This is a genomic window from Natronoarchaeum sp. GCM10025703 (assembly GCF_042661985.1).
Taxonomy (GTDB): domain Archaea; phylum Halobacteriota; class Halobacteria; order Halobacteriales; family Natronoarchaeaceae; genus Natranaeroarchaeum.
This window is the reverse complement of the sequence record NZ_JBHSZF010000001.1, coordinates 1,713,832-1,734,953: the sequence shown is the minus strand read 5'-3', so window position 1 is coordinate 1,734,953 and position 21,122 is coordinate 1,713,832. Positions and strand designations below refer to the sequence as shown.

Here is a 21,122-nt window from a genome sequence, read left to right as displayed (position 1 = left end):
CGTGGAGCGGTCCCTTTGTATACCCTCCCACACTACGGTCGGGCATATGGGCCTCACAAAGCGGATCATCCCCTGTATCGACGTGGATCTGGACGAAGAGGGCAACCCCGCGGTCTACACCGGCGTTCACTTCGAGGATCTCAAGTACACCGGCGACCCGGTCGAGATGGCAAAGCGGTACAACGAGGCCGGTGCCGACGAGTTCGTCTTCCTCGATATCACCGCCTCCGCGGAGGGGCGCGAGACGATGCTCGGCGTCGTCGAGGACGTCGCCGACGAGGTGTTCATTCCCCTCACTGTGGGCGGCGGCATCCGGACCCGTGCGGACATCAAGGAGACGCTCCGCGCCGGCGCGGACAAAGTCTCGATCACTACTGGCGCGCTCGAACGCCCCGACCTCATCAACGAGGGGGCGGCGGCCTTCGGCAGCCAGTGTATCGTTATCAGCGTCGATGCCCAGCGCCGCTACGACGAGGGGGCGAACACTACGTCGAGGTCGACGGCGAGTCCTGCTGGTTCGAGTGCACGAAGAAGGGTGGCCGCGAGGGAACCGGCATCGACGTCGTCGAGTGGGCCACGGAGGCCGAACGCCGCGGCGCGGGCGAACTGTTCGTCAACTCCATCGACGCCGACGGGACCAAAGACGGCTACGACATCCCGCTGACGAAGGCAGTCTGTGATACCGTCGATACGCCCGTAATCGCGTCCTCTGGCTGTGGGGGACCCGAAGACGCCTACGATATATTCACTGAGGCGAACGCCGACGCCGCGCTTGCGGCATCGATATTCCACTTCGACGAGTATTCGATTCAGGAAGTGAAACAGTATCTGGACGAGCGGGACGTGCCTGTTCGGCTGTAGACCGTTCGTCTGTCGCTGCGAAGTTCGATTCTACACTTCTCGAAGTATACCGCTACAGTTCTCGAAGTGGTCTGTCACGATACTCGAACCACGTCGAAAACAAGCCACGACCTCACCCGCTCGATATCGGCGACACCGTCACCGCCCAGAGACTCAACAGCACGGCAGCGACGACCATCGTCCCGACCCAGCTATCGTCCGGCGCGGACTCGGCCGGGTCGTCGAGGAGAAGCCTGTACGCCGCAAACACCACCAGCGCGAGGCCGCCAAGCGCCATCAGCATGGACCCCGGCCCGATGATCTCGCCGGTGAGATTCACCGCGCCGACAGCCGCGAAAATGGCCCGGACTACCGCCGTCGACACGTAGAAGACGAGCGCTCTGATCATAGTCGAATGTAGCCGAGTTCGTGACTAAAACCTTCCTTCTCCGGCGCCGGGGAGGGGGTTTCACGGGTCTTATATGTACCATCTCCCAGGTTCAATGAATGGTCTACCGGTGCGAGCGCTGTGGAAAACCTCACGCACGCGACGACCCGCCCTGTACCGACTGTGGGTACGACTCGTTCAAGCAGTACGACGAGGAGACGTCGGCAACGGTCGAGACGGGCCCGAACTTCGTCTGGGCGTGTAGCGACTGCGGTCGCCAGCACGTCAAGCACACGCCCCCTGCAGTCGCTGTGGCAGTCAGGAACTGGAGAAGATCGAACCTTCCTACGAACAACTCGATCGCGACCTCGAACGCCGGACCGGGTGGAAATCGATTGCGAGGCCGTACCTGCCGCTGATGGTGCTGATCGCGATTGCGGGACTCGGACTGATCGCGCTCATCGCGCTGTAATCGGTGCCGTGGAAGACGTTGGAGGGTCCAAACCGACCGATCAGTGACCCACCCGGACTGAACGGTGGGGGGCGCGGACGGCCCGGTGATGACTGGATCCTAATTACTTATTACCCCAGTAGTCTTCTGAACGACGAGTACGACGGCAATTCCGGCGACAGCGACGCCGATAATCGTTGGCACCAGCTGTTCGGATCCCCACTCCCAGCCAAGCATCTGCGTACCGACGATTGCGACGACAGCAACGAGCAATCCGATCACGGCACCCCAGGACGACTCGATCTGGTACATGTTCTCAACTATGTTCTCCGAGAACTCAAAAAGGGGGTGATCGACCGGCGACGCGTAGCTATGCCGTTTCAGACCGGGCAGGGTTCTAGCCTTGAACTGCCTGTGGTGGCACGGCAGAGGCGAAACCGAAGCAGATGCTTTGCTGTGAGACATCTAAACAGGCCGAGTGTTTCGGAGCTTGACCCCGAGGCGGTTCACTGAACGGCATGGACGACCAGTGTCCGATCCGACACCACAACAGAAAAGCTAGTTCCGATCAGGCCGCCGTCTCGAAGGCATCGCGAAAGGCGTTCGTCTTGTCCCGAACTCGTCCCGCGCCGTCTTCAAGCGCGTCGAGCGGGTCCGTCGACTCGTCCGTCTTGATACCGAGGATCGGTTCGGTCTGTCCACCGGACTGCTCCGGGTTCATGTCGTAGGTCGCCGCAGTGACGCCTTCTGTCTCCAGTAGCGCGCCTTTGAGTACGTTCATGAAGGTGTGATCCTCTTCGCCGATTTCGATAGAGAGTTCGTCCTCAGTGTTTTCGATGACCCGTAGTTCCATGTCGACAAATTTGCTTGTGGCGGGTTTGTAGCTTTCGATAGCGAGCGTTCCGACCGGTCAGGAGGAGGATTTATTCCCTTCGGGTCGTCAAGAAGGGTATGAAGATCCATTGGCACCGACGGGATCTCAGACCGACGGACAACTGCGGCCTCACCGAGGCTGCCGGTTCCGGATCGGTTCTGCCCGTCTTCGTATTTGACAAAGCCGTCCTCCAGCACGGATCACCACCACGGGTCGCGTATATGCTTGATGCGCTGGATTCGCTAAGAGAATCCTATCGTGACAAGGGCAGTGACCTCCTCCTCGCGCGCGGTGATCCTCGAACCGTGTTGTCGCGTCTCGCCGAAACGACCGACGCCGAGGCCGTCGTCTGGAACAAGGACTACTCGGGACTGGCGCGGGAACGCGATACCGAGGTTCGACAGGCGCTCGACGAGGTTGACGTCGCCCGCGAGAGCTACCACGACGCGATCTGTCACGAACCAGGCTCGATCACGACGAACGACGGTGACCCGTATTCGGTCTTTACCTACTTCGGCCGGAAGTGGTTGGATCGGGAGAAGGAGACCCCTACGAGACACCGGATGCGGACGACCTCGCCGATCCGGCGTCGCACTCGGTCCCGGATCGGTGGTCGACGTCGCTACCCACCGTCGGCGACCTCGGCTTCGACGAACCTGATGCCGACCTGCAGTCGGCCAGCACCGACGCCGCCCGCGACCGTCTCGACGAGTTCTGTGCCGGGGATATCTACCGCTACGACGAGCGGCGGGACTACCCGGCAGACGACGCTACCTCGCGGCTCTCGGCGGATCTGAAGTGGGGAACCATCGGGATTCGCACGGTGTACGCGGCGACTGCCGACGCGATGGAGCGTGCCGACAGCGACGCCGAAGCAGAGTCCGTCGAGGAGTTCCAATCCCAACTCGCGTGGCGGGAGTTCTACAGCCACGTTCTCTTCTTCAATCCGGAAGTCGTCTCGGAGAACTACAAGGAGTACGAGAACGGAATCGAGTGGCGCGACGACCCGGAGCATCTGGCGGCGTGGAAAGCCGGTGAGACGGGCTATCCCATCGTCGACGCCGGGATGCGCCAGTTGCTGACGAAGGCTATATGCACAACCGCGTGCGGATGATCGTCGCTTCGTTTCTTACCAAGGATCTGCTGATCGACTGGCGCGAGGGCTACGACTGGTTCCGCGAGAGGCTTGTGGACCACGAGACGGCAAACGACAACGGTGGCTGGCAGTGGGCCGCCTCGACCGGCACCGACTCCCAGCCGTACTTCCGGATCTTCAATCCGATGACGCAGGGTGAGCGCTACGACCCCGACGCGACGTATATCAAGCGGTATATACCAGAACTCGAAGCGGTCGAGGCCGAGCAGATCCACACCTGGCACGAACTCTCCGCGACACAACGGCGTCGACTCGCACCGGAGTATCCCGACCCAATCGTCGAGCATAGCCAGCGCCGAGAAGCGGCAATCGAGATGTTCGAGACGGCACGGGGCGAGTGACCAGGGCGACTGTGAAAGCCGGGGACAACTCTCTGGTATGTGGTATGTCAACTACCCTCTTCTAAACGTTTAACAGTCATCGAACCGATACTGGAACTGGAGGCAATAGCTATGCCAGAACATTCCCAACCCGAACTGCCGCCGCTGCCGTATGACTACGATGCGCTCGAACCGCACATCTCCGAGCAGGTGCTGACGTGGCATCACGACACCCATCATCAGGGCTACGTGAACGGCCTTGCCAGCGCCGAGGAGACCCTCGCCGAGAACCGTGAGAACGGGGACTTCGGTACCTCCGCGGGCGCTATCGGCAACGTCACCCACAACGGCTGTGGACACTATCTCCACACCCTGTTCTGGGAGAACATGGATCCCAACGGGGGCGGCAAACCCGACGGCGAACTACTCGAACGCATCGAAGAGGACTTCGGTTCCTACGAAGGCTGGAAAGGCGAGTTCGAGGCCGCCGCCAGCGCTGCTGGTGGCTGGGCCCTGCTAGTCTACGACCCGGTCGCCAAACAACTGCGTAACGTCGCAGTCGACAAGCACGACCAGGGCGCGCTCTGGGGCGCACATCCCGTTCTCGCCATCGACGTCTGGGAGCACTCCTACTACTACGACTACGGCCCCGCCCGTGGCGACTTCATCAGCGCGTTCTTCGAGGTCGTCGATTGGGACAAGGCAACTGAAGAGTACGATAAGTGCCTCGACCACTTCGAGTAGTGTAGCCGCCAAGACCTCACGATTCTTTCTGCAGTACGCTACGGTTAGCTGAAAGTATTAACGCCCCCAAGAACCGTATGTAACTGACACGTATTCCTGAGCACTATCAATATATGACATGAATTCTCAGCAGTAGTTTAGCATGCTCGAATATGTCGGTGAAAGACGACCAATAACCGATGTCTCGGAGGTAACACGGTTACCTGATCTTCACCGGGATCCGACAGATACCCCTCTCAGTATCTCCTAACTCCCTGTACATTTATCAGTTTGATAGTTGGATAACTATATGGGGGAGAACATGCATGACCTAACCGGATTCCAGCGGGACCTACTGTACGTCATCGCCGGCCGTGACGACCCACACGGTCTCGCGATCAAAGAAGAACTCGAAGAGTACTACGAGAGCGAGATCCATCACGGACGGCTCTACCCGAATCTCGATGCTCTCGTCGATAAGGGGCTAGTGGAAAAAGGCGAACTCGACCGCCGAACCAACTACTACGCACTCACCCAGCGGGGCGACCGGGAACTCGAAGCGCGGCGGGAGTGGGAGCGACGGTACCTCGAAAACGACGAAACCGAGGTTTCGCTATAATCGTGACTTCAGGAGTGTTTTCGGGCGTCTACAGCGGTTCGACCAGATCCTCGAGCGCCGCCTGCGGGTCGTCGGCCTTCGCGACGCCGCTGGCGAGCAGTACGCCGTCAGCACCGAGTTCCTCGGCTGCGACGACGTCCTCTCCGGTGCTGATCCCTGCACCGCAGTAGACGTCGACGGACTCGTCAACCGCGGCGGCGGCGTCGACGGCGTCACGGACGATGTCGGGATCGGCCTGGCTGACCGGCGTGCCGGTCCCGATTAGCTCCGGCGGCTCCACAGCGACGGCGTCGGGACCGAGCGCGGCCGCGGCGGCGATCTGATCAGGGTTGTTCGCACAGACGACCGTATCGAAGCCGACGCGGTCGGCCGCGTCGAGCGAGCCATCGATGTCGGCGAGTTTGAGACGGTTCTCCGAGTGGTTGAGCAGGGTCCCAGTCGCACCCGCGTCGTCGGCCGCCTCGGCGAGGGTGCTACCGGTGTGGCTCCCGTGCTCGACGGGGCTAACGTGCTGGGCCCAGGTCTCGACGCCCGTCTCGGCGACGGCCTCGATCGCTGCGGCCTGGGGCGCGATACCGACGTCGATGCCGGAAGACTCGCTTGCCTCGCGCGCTGCGGTGGCTACTTCGACTGGATCACACGGATACGCCTTGAGGTTTACAAGGACGAACATACGTTCACCAGCGGTCGCTGGCGACAAATAGGTTGCGAGAACTCCCGGCCGCTGAGAAGACGATTCCCCAGTTCGAGGCCGGATTCAGTCTTTTCGTTTGACGACGTCGCCGAGCGTGTACTCGCCGTCAGCCGAACCGCCGCTCCACTCCTCGTCGTCCGACGCCACGCCGCCGGTCAGCGAGAGTCCCAGGAAGCTCTCGAGCTTCGACTTGATGTCGTCGCTCGGTAGCGTGTCACCGCGTTCGAGCTTTCGAATGAGGCTCGCCTTCTCGTTGAGTTCGTTCGCGAGGTCGGACTGGCTGAGATCCTTCTCTTCGCGTGCAGAGCGGATCCGCTCGTCGTAATCGGTGACGATCTCGTCCATGTCGTCGAACATGTCCGAGCGGGATCGCGATCGGCTGGAACCGCCGGAGCCGCTGGTTCCGGACGATCCGCTCGAACCATCCGAGCCGCTCGAACTCGACCCCGTCGAATACTTCGTGGACGAACTTGAGGACTGCTGGGTCTTTATTTCGGTCCCGAAGTCAGCACAGTCACTGCAGACGTCGAGTTCGGCTCCCTCGATCTTGACGGTCTTAGGCGACGACACCGAGGCGCCGCACATTTCACACTGCACCATATGTCTCCCCTTTCGCTGCCAGCGTTGATAAAAGGTACGCCGTGGCGACGCCGTCGGTCAATCGAGTGCGCCCCATGCGCCCCAGAACCGCTGGAGCGCCGTGACGTGGCCGACGACGGCAAAGAGTACGAGCAGCCAGCCGATCGGGCCGAATCCGGCCACTGACGGCTGAACGAACGCGGCGACGCCGGTGACGACGCCGATGAGTGCGAGCCGATCGGCACGCCCGAGCACGCCGGCGTAGACCCGGTCCAGCCCGACCGCCTGGGCCTGCGTTCCGAGATAGGAGGTCATCAGGACGCCTGTGACGGCCGCGAACCCGAGCGGGTAGTGGCCGATTCCCGCGGCGAGTCCCGCAATGACGACGATATCGGCGTACCGATCGAGCACGTGATCGAGCAGGTCCCCGGCCTTCGAGTCGACTTCTTGCTCGCGAGCGACCGCGCCGTCGAGCAGGTCGAGTGCCCCGTTGAGTCCGACGAGAACGGCCCCCGCGAGATACAGGATCGCCGTCTCGCTCGCGAGGTAGTAGGCACCGCCTGCGACGGCCGCGGCGACGAAGGCGAGCACGCTGATCGCGTCGGGCGACAGTCCGAGTCGGGTCGATAGCGCGACGAACGGTTCGAGTGCTCGGTCGGCGACCGAACGGAACTGATCCAGTGTCATAGATACTCGATGTACGAAACTTCGCCGGCACTCGGATCGCGCTCTCCCTCGATGACCGCTTCGATCTCCGTGGCAACCGCCTCGGGCGTGCGCTCGGTCGCTTCGATCTCGTAGACGGAATCGAAGCCGTGCGTGTCGACCGCCTCCGAGAGGATCACGTCGAGCGCCTCGCTCTCGGCGTTCTCCGCGGCCGACGCTTCGCCCTCGCCACGCTCGACGAGGCGCTCCTCAAGCACGTCGGGGCGACAGCGGAGGACGACGACGCGATCAATGTCCAGGTGATGGGCCAGATGCGAGTCGATGACGACGTCGTCCCGACCGCCGAGCCACTCCGCGACGGCATCCATATCGGCCACGACGCTGTCGCGCTCCTCGTCGACCCGCTCGTAGAGAGCCTCCTCGCGGATGGCCTCGTTGAGGTGGACGACGTCGAGGTCGGTCTCCAGCAGTTCCGTCGCGGTGGTCTTGCCCGTCCCGGGCGTCCCAGTCACTGCGACTCTCACTCCGCTAACACCTCGTTTATCGCGTCCACGGCGCGTTTCGTCTCGGCTTCCGTACCGCAGGTCACCCGGATGCAGTCGTCCAGCCCGAAGCAGTGCAGTCGCGGATGATGACGCCGCGCTCCTGCAGTCGGTCGGCGACTGCAGTGGCCTCTCCGACCCTGAGCAACACGAAGTTCCCCTGGCTATCCCAGGTAGGTGCGTCGACGTGCTCGTAGATATACTCGCGCGCCCACTCGGCCGTCGAAACGGTTCGCTCGACGTGTTCCTCGTCGTCGAGCGCCGCCAGGCCGGCGTGACAGGAGAGCTCTCCCGCCGCAAAGGGCGTGTTGACGCGGGCGTACGCATCCGCCCACTCGCTCGGCGTGATGGCGTAGCCCAGCCGAAGCCCTGCTGCCCGTACACTTTCGAGAACGTCCGGATGATCGCGATGTCCTCTCGCTCGCGGACGAGGCCGACCGCCGAATCGATATCGGCGAACTCGCCGTAGGCCTCGTCGACGACGACGAGCGTCTCCTCGGCAGTCTCCTCGGCGATCCGTTCGACGTCGGGGAGCGGACAGACCGTCCCGGTCGGGTTGTGTGGACTCGTGAGATAGACGATCCGTTCGCCGTCGTACGCCGAGAGTACCCGCTCTGCGGTCTGTGCGAAGCCGTCCGCCTGTGAGATGGTGTACTCGTTCACTTCGCCGTGGTGATAGCGAGCGCTCATCGCGTAGTAGGCAAAGCCCGGTTGCGGCACGAGCACCTCGTCGTCGGGGGCGAGCATGGCCCGCGAGAGGTAATCGAGTGAGCCGTCACCGCCGGCGGAGAGCCAGATCTGTTTCGGCTCGACATCCCAGCGGTGGGCGAGTTCCTCGGACAGATCCGCGTGTGAGGTCTTCGGATAGCTGTTCACCGACGAGGCGTGGGCCTCGATAGCCTCGACGGCGGCCGGACTCGGGCCGAACGCGTTCTCGTTCGACGCGAGTTTGATCAGGTCCGACGGATCCATGCCGAGGTCGCGGGCGACCTCCTCGATACCTCGGCCCGCCACGTACTCGGTGTGGGCCGACAGGTCGCGTGGGTTCATACTCCCTACCAGTTTCCGGCGGTTCTTAAGCGTGCTCAAGGAGGATGGATTGTAGCCACCTGAGAACGCCGGACGCCGCAATGTTTAATAGACCTTGTTTTCAAACGAAAAAGTGATGGAATTCGGACGCGGCGACGGCGTTCCGGACAGCACGACGTTCTCCCAGGAACTGGCCGAACTCAAACAGAACGGCTGTAACCTCCTGCTCGTCGGTAACGGGAACGTCCACAGCAACGCATGTCGCCATCTGGTCGGTGACGATGACCGTCGCCGACTGTTCGTGTTCTCCGGACGCGGGCCGGTCTGTGCCTGTGCTCCCGACACCCTCGACGGCATCGACCGGGAAATCGTGCGCTTTGGCGAGGAGTCTGCGACGGGCGAGAGCTCACTGAGCGGGCTCGGGAGCGAGGTCGTCTCCCGGATAGAGGAGTTCCAGACGCGTGCCGGAGCGCTTTCGCCAGCCGAACTGCGACTCTGTTTCGATTCGCTTGGCCCCCTGTTCGTCGACCACGACCCCGAAGAGCTGTTTCGGCTCTTGCACGTCCTTACGGCCTCGGTCAGACGCGTCTACGGGATCGGCCACTACCACCTTCGCGTCGAACGGGGGAGCGATCATGTCAACCTGATCGAACCGCTGTTCGACGCACTGGTCGAGGTTCGTGAGAAGGACGGAATCGCCGAGCAGCGCTGGCATCTGCTCGGCAAAGACGTCTCCAGCGACTGGCTTCGCCTCTAACGACTGCTGAGTTCGTCGTCGCTCACCCACTCGAACTCGGGAGACGACTCGGTGCTGTCGGCGTCCTCGACGGGGTCGGTGTCCTCCGTTCTCTCCTTCGTTTCCGTAGCGTCGGCATCCTCCTCGGCGGATAGCCCTGCCACCAGCGAGGCGATGTCGAACGCGTCTTCGTCCGCCGAATCCGCGTCTGAAGCTATCTCTGTCCCGTCGGTCGTCTCTCTGTCCTCGGCCAACTGGCCCTTGCTGGACGCCGTCAGTAACGCTCCGCCTCCCCTGCCGTGGCAGCAACGGCAGTCGAGTCGCCGGGTCCGGCCGGAGAGGCGCTATCCTCGTCGGTGAGCGCTTCGCGCTCGATCTGTTCGAACAGGTCGTCGAGGCCATCCGGTTCGGCCTCGGCCTCGGATTCGGTTCGCTCGCCGATATCGACCGACTCCTCGACCGGGCCGTCGTTGTCGGTCTCCTGCTCGATGGGTTCGAGCGAGACGCCCGAGAGGTCGCCGAACACCTGATTGAGTTCGCCATCCGTGGCCTGCATACCGTCGCGCTTGGACTGGCCGGCGTCTTCCCCTGCTTGGGCGGCGAGGTCGTCCGGAGAGCCCGCGAACACCGCCCCAGGATCGCCCTCGCTGTCCGGATCGGGCGTCGGTCCGTCATCGACACTCGTGATACGTGCAAGCGAACCGTCGGCCGCGTCCGGGTGTGTTCGCCGATGGGCGGTGCTGGGGTCGCGATCCGTCCCCGCCATCGTTTCGCCAGACTGTGGCTTCACTGTGGTCGCCTCGCCACGCTCGAAGGCCTCGAGTTGGTCCTCGCGCAGGAGCGGGAGTCCGGCGAACTTGATTCGCTCGCCGTACTCGCTTCGGAGATGGTCGAGCCGTGCGTGCTCGATCATGAGGACTCGCCAGCGCCGGTCGATTGGGGTCAGCAGGACGAACGTCAGGTCGGTGTTCGAGAGCAGGCGTCGTTCGATGGCTGCGAGCAGCGCCGGGAAGTTATCGTCTCCGAGCGGCGTTTCGGGGTACTCGAAGGTGGTCCGGTGGCCAGTTCCGGAGGCGTCTTCGAGGATCACCTCGAAACTCGACTGGCCATCGCCGTGTGAGGCGTCCTGGAACGTCACAGAGCAGCCGTAGGGCTCGAACACTTCGTTCAGGTGCACCTCCGGCGCGTAGTTCCAGTAGCTCCCGGTCGCGCTCATCCCGCGCCGCGACTGAGTCAGGACGTCGACGAGTTTGCGGGCGAGGTCTGTCGCGGCCGACGATTCAACTCTGTCTTCCAGGAAGGGCAAGAGCGGCTGGTCGGCGACGTCGTGGCCGTCGCCAACGTGGAGTGATCGGGTCTCCTCGTCTGGAATACCGATCTCACGGAGTAACTCGGCATAATCGCCGTAGGGATCCGGTGTGTCGTCGGGACTCATTTGCGGGGTACTGTCTCGTTATATACTACTTATCGAGGGCATTTCTACCTTTCCATGCCATGTCAAATGGTACCGTTACTACCCATTACAGTGAGGGGGTCGGAGGTGGTAGCTCCGATCATGGAGTTCCAGACCATTCAGGGTGATATCGCTGCACAGTCCGCTGACGCACTGGTCAACGCGGCCGGAACGAGTCTCAAAATGGGAAGCGGTGTCGCCGGGGCACTCAGACGTCGTGCAGGCCAGGAACTCGACGATGAAGCGACGTCGAAAGGGCCCATCGACCTCGGCGAGGTGGCGGTGACCGACGCCTACGACCTCGACGCGGAGTACGTCATCCACGCCGCCGCGATGCCCCATTACGGCGACGGCCAGGCGACGGCCGAAAGCATCCGCGAGGCCACACAAAATGCGCTGGAAGCCGCGGACGAGCGAGGCTGTGAGTCGCTCGTGATCCCCGCACTCGGCTGTGGCGTCGCTGGCTTCGACCTCGACCGAGGGGCTGAAATCATCGCGGAAACGATCGCCGAGTACGACCCCGATTCGCTATCGGACGTTCGGTTTATCGCCTATAGCGACGACGAATACGCGACCGTCGAGTCGGCTACCGCGCCGTTCACCGATAGTTAAGCGACCTTAACCGGGGCTACCGGTCCGCTCGACGTCGATCCGGGAGACCACCGTTGAAAGCAACGCTCAGTCTCGGAGCGGGAATGCCTTTCATCGCGGCGTAACCGCTGATTCCGTCGAGGTGCACGAACTGGTTGAGATCCTACGCTGATTGTAGAGACTGCTGGACGAACGTGCGCGTCGGGATTCGACGCTGCCGAATCCTCACACTGGCGGGTTCCAGAACACGCCGTCGACGACTGCGACAGCACCGACCAGCGCCGCACCGAACAGCGAGAGGTTTAGCGGCACCGAGAGCAAAGCGCCGAACACTGCTGCGATCAGAAACACCAGCGGTATGACCGCGAGGAGGAGGTCGTATCTCGATATTGATCCCTGCCGGGTCGGTCGCTCGTTCTGAAACAACTCGCCTCTAGTGGGATCTGACGTGCTCTGGGACATTTGATCACCGGTACAGGAAGATATACTATGTAATCCCACTAAAACACTTCTTCAGATTCTTTACAAATTTCCTGATGAACCACGCAATATGTGCTAAATTATATCTCTATAACTTATGCGTGACTATAGCACCGAGTGACTGATCTCATGGAAGAGCAGTGAACGCTGTCTCTCCTCTCTACTCGCTCCCCTCGGTCGCCCGTTGAGGAAGGGGTCGTAGCGCCTCAATTCAAAAACGATCAGAAGAACTGCTTACGCACGGAGTTCGTCGAGACGCTCTCGGCCGGGCGAGATCAGTTCGTCGAGGTAGGCGGTGAGAGTACCCTTTGCGTCGGCCGGATGGAGTTCGCCGCTTTCCAGGTCCTCGGCGAGTATCTCGTACTCCTCGTAGGTGACGTCGCCGCCGTACTCGTCGGGGCGTTCGACAGTCACGGACTCGAACCGTGGGAAGACGTGGTACTGGAACAGTTCGAGGACGGGGTTTTCGCGCTCGTTACCGTCGTCGTCCGGTTCGGGGTCCCGCGTGGGCGGACAGAACGCCGCGTTGATCTTCTCTTCGAGGTCGTCTCGCGTGTCCTCCATCGAAATCGTCGTCCCGCTGCTGGAGGACATCTTCCCCTCGCCGCTCGTCAGGTCGGCGATGATCGGCGTGTGCAGACACGGCCGGACCTCGTAATCCAGACTCGGGAGTTCCTCACGCGCGAGCATGTGGACTTTGCGCTGGTCGAGACCGCCGACAGCGAGGTCGACGTCCAGATACTCGATGTCGAGCGCCTGCATCAGCGGGTAGACGACGTGAGAGACCTTCGCCGTCTCGTCGCCCTGAATCTCGGCCATCGCGCGCTGGGCACGGTTCAGCGAGGTCTCCAGTTCGATGGCGTGGAGGTCGAGAACGTACTCCTCGTCCATCTGGTAGGAGGAACCGTAGACGAATTCGGTCTGGGACTCGTCGAGTCCGTACGCGAGAAACTGCTCGCGCATCTGCTCGGCCGTCTCACGAATCTCCTCGAACGTCCCCTTCCCGTTGAGGTAGGCGTGGACGTCGGCGAGCAGGACGACGATTTCAGAAGCCCGCGTCCTGCAGGTCGATCAGTTTGTTCGCTGTCAGCAGGTGCCCAAGATGCAGGACGCCGGATGGCTCGTAGCCGACGTATGCCCGTTTCTCGTCGGGGTCGGCCGCGAGCGCTTCGACTTCCTCGTCGGTGACGACCTCCTCGGCGTTGCGAGTGATCAGGTCGTAAGTATCCATACGAGCACTCTATCGGGGAGGGAATTTAGGGCTTCCCAAGTCGGGCAGGTCTCGACGGCGTGACAGAACCGACAATACCCCCGCTCTGAACACCCACGCATGAACGAGACCCGACGCGCCGTTCTCGAAGCAATCGCCGACTACGACGTCTCCGGGGCAGAGATCGCGGAGCGCCTCGACGTCACCCGTGCCGCAGTCTGGAAACACGTCGAGGCGCTCCGGGAGGAGGGCTTCGTCATCGAGAGCGAGGGCGACGGCTACGTCCTCGAATCGGTCCCCGAGTTCGGGGAAAGCGCCGTCGAGTACGGCCTCGAAGCCCCCTTCGAGATCGAATATCACGACTCGATCGGGAGTACTAACGACCGCGCACGCGAGGCGGCAGGCGAGGGGGCAGAGAACCGTGTCGTGCTCGCCGACGAGCAGACGGGTGGGCGCGGACGACTCGACCGTGAATGGGCCGCGCCGAGTGGCGGCGTCTGGCTGAGTGCCGTCCTCCGACCATCCATGCCGCCGGCGCATGCCCCCTGGTGACGCTGGCTGCTGCGGTCGCCACCGCCACGGCGGCCCGCGAGACGGGCGTCGACGCCGGGATCAAGTGGCCAAACGACGTGTTAGTGCCGACCGACGACGGTGAGAAAAAACTGGCTGGCATCCTCACGGAGATGGAGGGCGAAGCCGACCGCGTCTCCTGGGTCGTCGTCGGGATCGGTGTCAACGCGAACATCGACGCGGAGGAACTCCCGGATACGGCGACGAGCATCCGCGAGCAGGTCGGCGACGTCGACCGGCGAACCTTCACTCAGCGAGTGCTCGAACGACTCGACGACCTGCTCGCTGACGAGGAAGCGATTCTCGACCGCTGGCGCGACCTCGCGCTGACGCTCGGCCGGCGCGTCCGCGTCGAGACGCCGGACGGTGTCGTAGAGGGAGAAGCAATCGACGTCGAACGGCCGGGGACATTGCTCGTCGATACAGGAACGGAAACGGTGCGGGTCCACGCGGGGGACTGCGAACATCTCCGGGCGACCTGATCGTCGGACTCAGGCTTGGGTTGGTGTGTCGTCTCGCTGGTCGTCATTGTCGGATTTGTCCCCCAGTTGCACCGTCAGCACCGGTCGGTCGGAGGTCCGGATCACGCCTTCCGTGACACTGCCCATCAGGAGGCGGTTGATCCCGCCGCGGCCGTGGGTGCCCATGACGATCAGATCGCAGTCGTGGCCGTCCGCGTACTCGACGATTGCACGGCGTGGGGAGCCATCGATCAGGCGTGTCTTCAGGGGCACATCCGCTTTATCAGCGGTTCGTTCGACAGCTTCAGCGCTTCCTGACCCTCTTCGCGGAGGACGTCGCTGATCCCGTTCCACGACGCCTCCATGGGGAGTCCTGCGAACGTCGCCGAGTTTACGACGTAGATGGCGTGGACTGTCGCATCGTGGGTTGCGGCGAGGTCGACCGCGTGATCGACCGCGCGTCCGACGCCAGGGGAGCCATCGGTCGGAACCAGTATCCGATCGTACATCTTGTTACATGGTACCTTACCATCAGGGAGTATAACGTTTCGGTGCGTGCTCGCGCCGCTCCCGGAAAGCGGAAACGGGGTGAAAAGCAGGGCCGAACCACCAGCGTGAGCCGAATGGGACCGTTCGGGCCTACTCGCGCCGTCGGGCGATACCGACCGCGGCGAGTAGCGCAGCGACTGCAGCGACGAAGCCAAAGCCGGGCGATCCGTCGTCGCCATCGTCGGTTTCGGCGGTCATTTCCTCGTCGTCCATCTCCTCGTTACCGTCCATTTCTTCGTCACCGTTCATCTCTTCGTCACCGTTCATCTCCTCGTCGTCCATGCCATCGACGCTGATCGTTGCCGGAGTCAGCACTGGTTCGCCGCCAGCAGTGTAGGGTGCGTCCTCGCTACCCTCGGTGTCGAGGAAGTCGTACGTCTCGTCGGTGTCAGTATCCAGATGCGGCATGGCGAACACCGTCTCGTCGGCGGTCAGTTCGCTGTCGAGCATGATCTCGACGTTCTCGTGGGTTCCCGGTCCGAGATACTCGCTCGTCCCAGCGACGCTGTCGAACACCGCGCCGTCTTCGAGCGTGCTGTCGTGAACCGTCACGAAGCCGCCGTCGTGAAGCGTGACCTCGTCGACGACGACCGACTTGCCGTCGGAGTCCTGATTGCTCACGTCGATACTCGCGGGGACCGTCACTTTCGCCGTGTCGACGACTGCCCCGCCATCAGCGACGTACGGGCCGTCCTCCTCGCCCTCCGTCTCGGGGAAGTCGTAGGCCTCGTTCCCGTTGCTGTCCGTGTGGGCCATCGGCACGATCACCTGGCTCGCTGTCAGTCGCTCGTCGACCTGAACCTCGACATCCTCGTGGACGCCGGGGGCGAGGTACTCGCTCGTCCCGACGACGCTGCCGAAGACGTCGCCACCGAACAGGCTGGCGTCGTGAACTGTCACGAAGCCGCCCTCGGCGGTGTCGACGCGGTCGACGACCAGGTTGGTACCGTCGGAGTCCTGGTCGCTCACCGAGACCGCGGCCGAAATTTCGACTTCGCCGCCGTCCATCACGATCTCACCGTCGACCGTGTACGGGCCGTCCTCCGCCCCCTCCGTCTCTGGGAAGTCGTACGCCTCGTTGTCGTTGGTGTCGGTGTGCGGCATCGCCATCAGGGTGTCGTCAGCCTCCACCGTGTCGTCCAGGTGGACGACGACGTTCTGGTGAAGTCCGGCGTCGAGGTACTCGCTCGTGCCGCGGATGCTCTCGAACACCGCGCCGTCTTCGAGCGTGCTGTCGTGCATCGTGACGAAGCCACCGTCGGGCAGGTAGACCTCCTCGACGACGACCGCATTGCCGCCCGAGGACTGTGCCTCGAAGGAGACCGTGGCGTCCTCGCTAACTGTCACGTCCGCGGAGACCGTAACTGGAGCACCATGCGCATCGGCGAACGGCCCGTCCTCGGCACCCTCAGTCTCGGGGAAGTCGTAGGACTGGTTATCGTTCGTGTCCATGTGCGCCATCGGGAACACCGTCTCGTGGCCGTGGAGCGACTCGTCGAGCGTCACGCGAACGTTCTCGTGGACGCCGGGGGCGAGGTATTCGCTCGTGCCGCGGATGCTCTCGAACACCGCGCCGTCTTCGAGCGTGCTGTCGTGAATCGTCACGAAACCGCCCTCGGACAGTTCGACGCGGTCGACGACGACGGACTCGCCGTCGCTTGGCTGTGCCGTCGCCTCCAGAGACGCCGACACCGTCACGTCCGCGTCGTCAAGGACTATCTCCCCGTCGACGGTGTAGGGGCCATCGGCGTCGCCGTTACTCGACACGAACGAGTAGATCCGGTCGTCGTCCGTGTCCGTGTGGGGCATCGCGAACAGGGTGTCGTCCTCGGTCACCGGTTTTTCGAGGGCGACCTCGATATCCTCGTGCGTGCCCGCTTCGAGATACGCGCTCGTTCCGACGACGCTGCCGAACACCTCGTCGTCGGCCAGCGAGCTATCGTGAATCGTCACAAAGCCGCCGTTTGGGAGTGTCGCCTCGTCGACGGTGACGGTCGATCCGCCAGAAGTCTGTGTCTCGAAGGTCACTGCTGCCTCGTTTTCTGTTGCTGGTCCGATACTGCTCGATTCGGTCGCACTCGCACCGACGACCCCCGCCATCCCGACCACGCTGGTCGCAACGACGAGTGCCATCAGCGCTGCGCTGATTCGACGCATATCATACTTCCCCGGGACTACTTAAAAGAAGATTTCCCGGACTACGGCCGTACTCGTGCAGTATTCCGGCCTGATTGTCACCCAAATTCCGCCACATCGGACGGGACGGCGGGGGGTCGAGAGGCCCGGAGAGTCCGCGACGCGCGGGCCGTTGCGTCGCTGGCGGTCAGGGAGCGCAGGAAGGGAGTGGTGCCCGCAGGAGCGTTAGTCGAGGGTGATCCAGAGCAGCACCGAGAGACCGACCGTCTGCATGACGTTGATCGCCATCTGTGTCTGCCAGACGATTATCGGCACTAACGACTCGTTGTGCCACCACGCTGAAAGCATCGGATCGATCAGGTAGTAGTACAGCATGAGACCGTTTTCCAGCAGCAGGAAGACAGCAAACAGCAGTAGTCCGAAAGCGTGCTTCGACCGGAACTTGAGGAAATTGCTACCCCAGATGTAACTCAACCCGAGCAGCAACAGGACATTGATGGCAGTGGCGCCTTGAGCCACTGATACCCAGATACTCATCTGTCCCCTCCTTTACAGTCAGCTCTGATACGTCCTTTCCCAATTTCGTACATAGTTACTCCACCTGTGTGATGATCTCTTCGACCGTCTCCCAGTGGTGGCGGGTCCGGTCAGCGGGTAGATAGATCGCTCCGTAGTCGTCACCGCTCTTGCTGACGATGTCGTTTTCCATCAGCACGTCGAGGTGGTGACGAACCGTCTTGTAGTCGAGGTCGAGCGCTTCAGCGAGCTGGTTGGCGTTTCGCGGTTTCTCGTCGAGCGCGTTGAGGATCCGAACACGGTTCTCACCACCGCGGGTTCCGGTTAGCACGTACCACAGAACCGCCTCCATTAATCCGATGGAATCAGCGGATTGTATTAAACGCCCGGGAAACGGTCGACGAGGACCGCTACCGAAACATGCTCGACGGCCCGATAGCTACAGAACGAGTCGCTTCACGTCGGCCGGTCCCGCGCGGCGGACGACCGCCCGGACGATGTCTTGTGCACCGGTGAGATTGTCGGAGTTGCCGTCGAGAACGAGGAGTTTCGCGGGCCGGCCCTCCTCGACGAGGCCACGGTCGAGGTCCGCGATCCGTGCACCGTTTACCGTCGCCATCCGGAGTACGTCCCGGGCGGAAAGATCGAACAGTTTCGCAGTAAAGGCCATCTCCCGGAACATCGAGGGGCTGTTGGTCATCACGTTGTCCGTGCCGAGCGCGAGCGTCGTGCGCTCGGCCAACTCCGCGATCGGCGGGCGGCCGACGCCGGTGACGATGTTCGATCGCGGGCAGACGACGATCGGAACTTCGCTGTCGTCGATGCGTTGGAGATGGACTGGATCGGGATGAACCATGTGGACGACGAACTCCGGGTCGAGGTCCAGTGCGGCGTTGATGTCGCTGGAGTCCACCTCGCCGGCGTGGATGCCGAACAGTTTGCCAGCCTCCCCAGTCGCCGTCCGTTCGGTCTCGAAATCGGCGTCGTTCGCGCCGCTGGCACCGAAGCCGTCCGCGATCTGCATCGCATCGATGGTCTCCCGCCCCAGGATTAGCGATTGCAGGTCGCTGTACTCGGCCGCCTCTCGGAACATTCGGACTCCTCGACGCCGCCCTCCCTGAATTCGAGACAGGTGCCCGTCCCGGTCGACTCCATGAACTGGAGCGAGCGCCGGATCCCTTCGATGAGTTCGTCCCGTGATGCCTCCCTGAGCAGTCGGTGTTTTAGCCCGTCCGGCGGCGCGACTAGCTCTTCGAGCGAAAGGTCCCCGCCCGCTTCCTTTGCGATCGAGTCGCCGAGGTGGGTGTGGGCGTTGACGAACGCCGGGAGAATGATGTCATCGCTCGTCGTCTCCATCTCCTCGATAGAGACGATTTCCCCGCCATCGATCACCACGCGCCCCTCGACCGGCTCGAAGGAGGGACCGCGCAGCACTGTCCCGTCCAGATGCATACGCGGGTGTACACGCGTATCACCCATTTGCCTGTCGTTCCGGATCGAGACCGTCCCAGCGGGTCTATCGCCGTTAGTTCGAGGCGTGATCGAACTCGTCGAGTGTGGCGTAGTGCCCCTCGCGAACGTCGGAGACGAGGCCACCATCGGTATCGAGACCGAGGACGGACGCGGCCGCCCGCCCGACGCGTTCGCTTACTTCCTCGGGGGCGTATACGCCAAGCCGCCACTGTGACTGCTGTGCGGCACGGAGCGCCTCGACGAGCGGCGATTGCTGATCGAGCCGTCTGATCTCGTTGCTGACGACGACCCGTGTCGTCGACTCGGTCATCGTCGGTCGGTCCGGGACGTCCAGGATGACCTGTGCGGATCGGACGTTCGCCTGATCCGCGATATCCGCCTCCAGATCGCGGATGCGGTCGTGTCCGGCCTCGATAATCTCGTCCGGGACGTCCATGAGTTCGGCCCAGACGGCTCGTTTGAACAGGTCCCGTTCGTCCAGGGCCTCCGCGTATGATTCGGTCGCGTCGTGACGCCGGAGCGCAACGAGTAGGTCACTGTCGTCCATCCGGCGAAGGTCCGACCCGGAGACGGATTCTTCGTCGATCAGCCGCTCGGTGCCGCGTCTGAGCAGCGACTTGCTGATCCGGGCGACGTGGTGGTTGTAGACGGTCGGGTTCATCAGCGCACGCGCGACCAGCAGGCTCTCGGCGCTCTGGACGTTCCCCTCCTGCAGGACGAGTTGGTCGTTCTTGAACGTCAGTTCCCGAACGAGCCGCCCGTGATCGATCGTGCCGTACGGGACGCCGGTGTGGTGAGCATCACGGACCAGATAGTCCATCCGATCGACATCCAGTTCTCCGGAGACGAGTTGTCCGTACTGTCCGTTTCCGGCGATCAGATCCGCGATCCTGGCCGGTTCGAGATCGTGTGCCCGTAGCACGTCACCGACGGGGTTCGTTGCGAGGAGCTCTGCGACGTCGTCGTGATACCGGCCGGTGTGTCGGTGGATCACCGTCTCGACGTTGTGACTGAACGGGCTGTGACCCACGTCGTGGAGGAGCGCGGCAGCGCGGACCCGTTCGGCCTGCTGGCCGTGGACGCCGAGTCCATCGAGTGCCTGGCAGGCGAGATGGTAGACGCCGAGGCTGTGCTCGAATCGGGTATGGTTCGCGGACGGGTAGACGTAGGAAACAGTTCCAAGTTGTCTGATCCGTCGGAGCCGCTGAACAGCGGGGGTGTCCAGCAACGCCGCTGCAACGCCCTCGACCTCGATATGGTCGTGGACGCTGTCTTTGATCGTCGCCATGGACGCGCGTTCGGCGTGTTGCTATAAAAAGGATGGCACGTGGCCTACAGCAGTTCGTCGTAGTCCTTGTGACCGTGGATATCGACGTCCTCCTCGGTCACTTCGGCGATGAAGATACCGTTACCGCTCCCGGTGTCGCGTTCGGTGGCGCTCTGGATCGCACGTGCGGCGACCTCTATTGCTTCCTCGTTCGACATTCCTTCCTCGTAATACTGTTCGAGGGTACCGTAGGCAACCTGCATGCCGCTTCCGGTGACGGTGTAGTCGTCGCGGACGACGCCGCCCGCGGGGTCGAGGCTGTAGACGTGGGAGCCTTCCTCGTCGACGCCGGCGAGGATGGGTCGGATGGCGAAGAACGGTCCGCCTCGGGCGAAGTTCCCGGCGAGCGTCGACAGCGCCTGCATAGACATCGTCTCGCCGCGGCGGGTCTCGTAGAGGTTCGCTTCGACGCGGAGGTATTTGATGAAGGACTGCGCGCCGCCGACAGAGCCGACGAGCGTGAGAACGGCGTTGGGGTGGATCTGCTCGACCTTCTGGACGTCCTTGCTGGAGACGAAGCGGCCGCCGAGGCTGGCACGCATGTCCGTCGCAACGACGACGCCGTCGTCGGTCGTCAGACCGATGGTGGTCGTCCCGGTCTTGTTGACGTTTTCGAGTTCGGATTCGGAGACCTGCGGGTCCGGCAGAGAGCCGAGCGAGGGCTCAGCGGGTCCGTACCGGTATTATCGAGACGGTCCTGATTGCGTGAGAACTGGGAGTTATCCATGGGGGTACGCAT

Annotated in this window: 21 protein-coding genes and 7 pseudogenes; 8 read left to right on the top strand and 20 right to left on the bottom strand. The window is 62.7% G+C overall.

From position 1 onward, the window contains the following. Positions 1–46: 46 nt before the first annotated feature. Positions 47–861, top strand: a pseudogene (hisF, locus tag ACFQH2_RS09765) (imidazole glycerol phosphate synthase subunit HisF). A 112-nt stretch (positions 862–973) separates the two neighbouring features. Here the strand turns inward: hisF and ACFQH2_RS09760 are convergent. Then, positions 974–1,249, bottom strand: coding sequence for a hypothetical protein (locus tag ACFQH2_RS09760; RefSeq protein WP_377053131.1), 276 nt, complete (start codon positions 1,247–1,249; stop codon positions 974–976). A 98-nt stretch (positions 1,250–1,347) separates the two neighbouring features. On the opposite strand from ACFQH2_RS09760, the gene ACFQH2_RS09755 reads away from it, so the two are divergent. Then, on the top strand, positions 1,348–1,647 hold the full coding sequence (locus ACFQH2_RS09755) for a hypothetical protein (RefSeq protein ID WP_377076686.1): 300 nt from the start codon (positions 1,348–1,350) through the stop codon (positions 1,645–1,647). 152 nt (positions 1,648–1,799) lie between these two features. Here the strand turns inward: ACFQH2_RS09755 and ACFQH2_RS09750 are convergent, their stop codons facing one another. Both ACFQH2_RS09750 and ACFQH2_RS09745 read right to left on the bottom strand, forming a co-directional pair. After that, positions 1,800–1,991, bottom strand: coding sequence for a multidrug transporter (locus tag ACFQH2_RS09750; RefSeq protein ID WP_377076685.1), 192 nt, complete (start codon positions 1,989–1,991; stop codon positions 1,800–1,802). A gap of 256 nt (positions 1,992–2,247) precedes the next feature. Then, positions 2,248–2,532 (bottom strand): DNA-directed RNA polymerase subunit L, encoded by a 285-nt coding sequence (locus ACFQH2_RS09745; RefSeq protein ID WP_377053125.1) that lies wholly within the window; start codon positions 2,530–2,532, stop codon positions 2,248–2,250. 98 nt (positions 2,533–2,630) lie between these two features. Between ACFQH2_RS09745 and ACFQH2_RS09740 the strand changes: the two are divergent. The 3 genes and pseudogenes from ACFQH2_RS09740 (at position 2,631) to ACFQH2_RS09730 (ending at position 5,371) form a co-directional block, all read left to right on the top strand. Beyond that, positions 2,631–4,050, top strand: a pseudogene (locus ACFQH2_RS09740) (cryptochrome/photolyase family protein). A gap of 111 nt (positions 4,051–4,161) precedes the next feature. Continuing rightward, positions 4,162–4,773: a superoxide dismutase gene (gene sod / locus ACFQH2_RS09735; RefSeq protein WP_377053121.1), complete on the top strand. Its 612-nt coding sequence runs from the start codon at positions 4,162–4,164 to the stop codon at positions 4,771–4,773. A gap of 301 nt (positions 4,774–5,074) precedes the next feature. Further along, entirely contained in the window at positions 5,075–5,371 is a 297-nt protein-coding gene (locus tag ACFQH2_RS09730; protein ID WP_377053119.1) for a PadR family transcriptional regulator, read from the top strand. Positions 5,372–5,399: 28 nt separating this feature from the next. On the opposite strand, the gene tpiA is transcribed toward ACFQH2_RS09730, so the two are convergent. The 5 genes and pseudogenes from tpiA to hisC form a co-directional block, all read right to left on the bottom strand. Beyond that, the gene (tpiA, locus tag ACFQH2_RS09725) at positions 5,400–6,044 is read right to left on the bottom strand and encodes a triose-phosphate isomerase (RefSeq protein ID WP_377053117.1); all 645 of its coding nucleotides are present in this window, start codon (positions 6,042–6,044) and stop codon (positions 5,400–5,402) included. 84 nt (positions 6,045–6,128) lie between these two features. Continuing rightward, a complete protein-coding gene (locus ACFQH2_RS09720) occupies positions 6,129–6,665 on the bottom strand; it encodes a multiprotein bridging factor aMBF1 (protein ID WP_377053115.1) in 537 nt (178 codons plus the stop codon). Positions 6,666–6,722: 57 nt separating this feature from the next. After that, entirely contained in the window at positions 6,723–7,331 is a 609-nt protein-coding gene (locus tag ACFQH2_RS09715) for a CDP-alcohol phosphatidyltransferase family protein (RefSeq protein WP_377053113.1), read from the bottom strand. Beyond that, entirely contained in the window at positions 7,328–7,822 is a 495-nt protein-coding gene (locus ACFQH2_RS09710; RefSeq protein WP_377076684.1) for an adenylate kinase family protein, read from the bottom strand. The genes ACFQH2_RS09715 and ACFQH2_RS09710 overlap by 4 nt, the downstream gene beginning before the upstream one ends. 8 nt (positions 7,823–7,830) lie before the next feature. Beyond that, a pseudogene (hisC, locus tag ACFQH2_RS09705) lies at positions 7,831–8,902 on the bottom strand (histidinol-phosphate transaminase). Between the two features lie 115 nt (positions 8,903–9,017). Here hisC and ACFQH2_RS09700 point away from each other — a divergent pair. Beyond that, positions 9,018–9,638 carry a DUF7504 family protein gene (locus tag ACFQH2_RS09700; protein WP_377053107.1) on the top strand — a complete coding sequence of 207 codons (621 nt, stop codon included), beginning with the start codon at positions 9,018–9,020 and terminating at the stop codon, positions 9,636–9,638. On the opposite strand, the gene ACFQH2_RS09695 is transcribed toward ACFQH2_RS09700, so the two are convergent. Together ACFQH2_RS09695 and ACFQH2_RS09690 are read right to left on the bottom strand one after the other, a co-directional pair. Next, the gene (locus tag ACFQH2_RS09695) at positions 9,635–9,871 is read right to left on the bottom strand and encodes a hypothetical protein (RefSeq protein ID WP_377076683.1); all 237 of its coding nucleotides are present in this window, start codon (positions 9,869–9,871) and stop codon (positions 9,635–9,637) included. The two genes, ACFQH2_RS09700 and ACFQH2_RS09695, sit on opposite strands and share 4 nt — an antisense overlap. Before the next feature lie 20 nt (positions 9,872–9,891). Beyond that, positions 9,892–11,052, bottom strand: a complete 1,161-nt coding sequence (locus ACFQH2_RS09690; RefSeq protein ID WP_377076682.1) for a hypothetical protein — start codon at positions 11,050–11,052, stop codon at positions 9,892–9,894. 120 nt (positions 11,053–11,172) lie between these two features. Between ACFQH2_RS09690 and ACFQH2_RS09685 the strand changes: the two genes are divergently transcribed. Then, positions 11,173–11,682, top strand: coding sequence for a macro domain-containing protein (locus ACFQH2_RS09685; RefSeq protein ID WP_377053103.1), 510 nt, complete (start codon positions 11,173–11,175; stop codon positions 11,680–11,682). 204 nt (positions 11,683–11,886) lie between these two features. On the opposite strand, the gene ACFQH2_RS09680 is transcribed toward ACFQH2_RS09685, so the two are convergent. Both ACFQH2_RS09680 and ACFQH2_RS09675 read right to left on the bottom strand, forming a co-directional pair. Continuing rightward, complete coding sequence (locus tag ACFQH2_RS09680) at positions 11,887–12,012, bottom strand: hypothetical protein (protein ID WP_377076681.1); 126 nt, start codon at positions 12,010–12,012, stop codon at positions 11,887–11,889. A gap of 363 nt (positions 12,013–12,375) precedes the next feature. Further along, positions 12,376–13,372 (bottom strand): annotated as a pseudogene (locus ACFQH2_RS09675) (tyrosine--tRNA ligase). 99 nt (positions 13,373–13,471) lie between these two features. On the opposite strand from ACFQH2_RS09675, the pseudogene ACFQH2_RS09670 reads away from it, so the two are divergent. After that, positions 13,472–14,403 (top strand): annotated as a pseudogene (locus ACFQH2_RS09670) (biotin--[acetyl-CoA-carboxylase] ligase). Between the two features lie 9 nt (positions 14,404–14,412). Here the strand turns inward: ACFQH2_RS09670 and ACFQH2_RS09665 are convergent. The 8 genes and pseudogenes from ACFQH2_RS09665 to psmB form a co-directional block, all read right to left on the bottom strand. Further along, positions 14,413–14,655: a universal stress protein gene (locus ACFQH2_RS09665; protein ID WP_377076680.1), complete on the bottom strand. Its 243-nt coding sequence runs from the start codon at positions 14,653–14,655 to the stop codon at positions 14,413–14,415. After that, a complete protein-coding gene (locus ACFQH2_RS09660) occupies positions 14,646–14,891 on the bottom strand; it encodes a universal stress protein (RefSeq protein ID WP_377076679.1) in 246 nt (81 codons plus the stop codon). Before ACFQH2_RS09660 ends, ACFQH2_RS09665 begins: the two co-directional genes overlap by 10 nt. 130 nt (positions 14,892–15,021) lie before the next feature. After that, positions 15,022–17,088 carry a DUF7282 domain-containing protein gene (locus ACFQH2_RS09655; RefSeq protein WP_377053093.1) on the bottom strand — a complete coding sequence of 689 codons (2,067 nt, stop codon included), beginning with the start codon at positions 17,086–17,088 and terminating at the stop codon, positions 15,022–15,024. A gap of 204 nt (positions 17,089–17,292) precedes the next feature. Further along, complete coding sequence (locus tag ACFQH2_RS09650) at positions 17,293–17,604, bottom strand: hypothetical protein (RefSeq protein ID WP_377053091.1); 312 nt, start codon at positions 17,602–17,604, stop codon at positions 17,293–17,295. Positions 17,605–17,659: 55 nt separating this feature from the next. Continuing rightward, the gene (locus tag ACFQH2_RS09645) at positions 17,660–17,935 is read right to left on the bottom strand and encodes an ArsR/SmtB family transcription factor (protein ID WP_377053089.1); all 276 of its coding nucleotides are present in this window, start codon (positions 17,933–17,935) and stop codon (positions 17,660–17,662) included. 87 nt (positions 17,936–18,022) lie between these two features. Next, positions 18,023–19,035 (bottom strand): annotated as a pseudogene (locus tag ACFQH2_RS09640) (amidohydrolase family protein). Between the two features lie 73 nt (positions 19,036–19,108). Beyond that, positions 19,109–20,344, bottom strand: coding sequence for an HD domain-containing protein (locus tag ACFQH2_RS09635; RefSeq protein WP_377053085.1), 1,236 nt, complete (start codon positions 20,342–20,344; stop codon positions 19,109–19,111). Positions 20,345–20,388: 44 nt separating this feature from the next. Next, positions 20,389–21,122: pseudogene (gene psmB / locus ACFQH2_RS09630) on the bottom strand (archaeal proteasome endopeptidase complex subunit beta).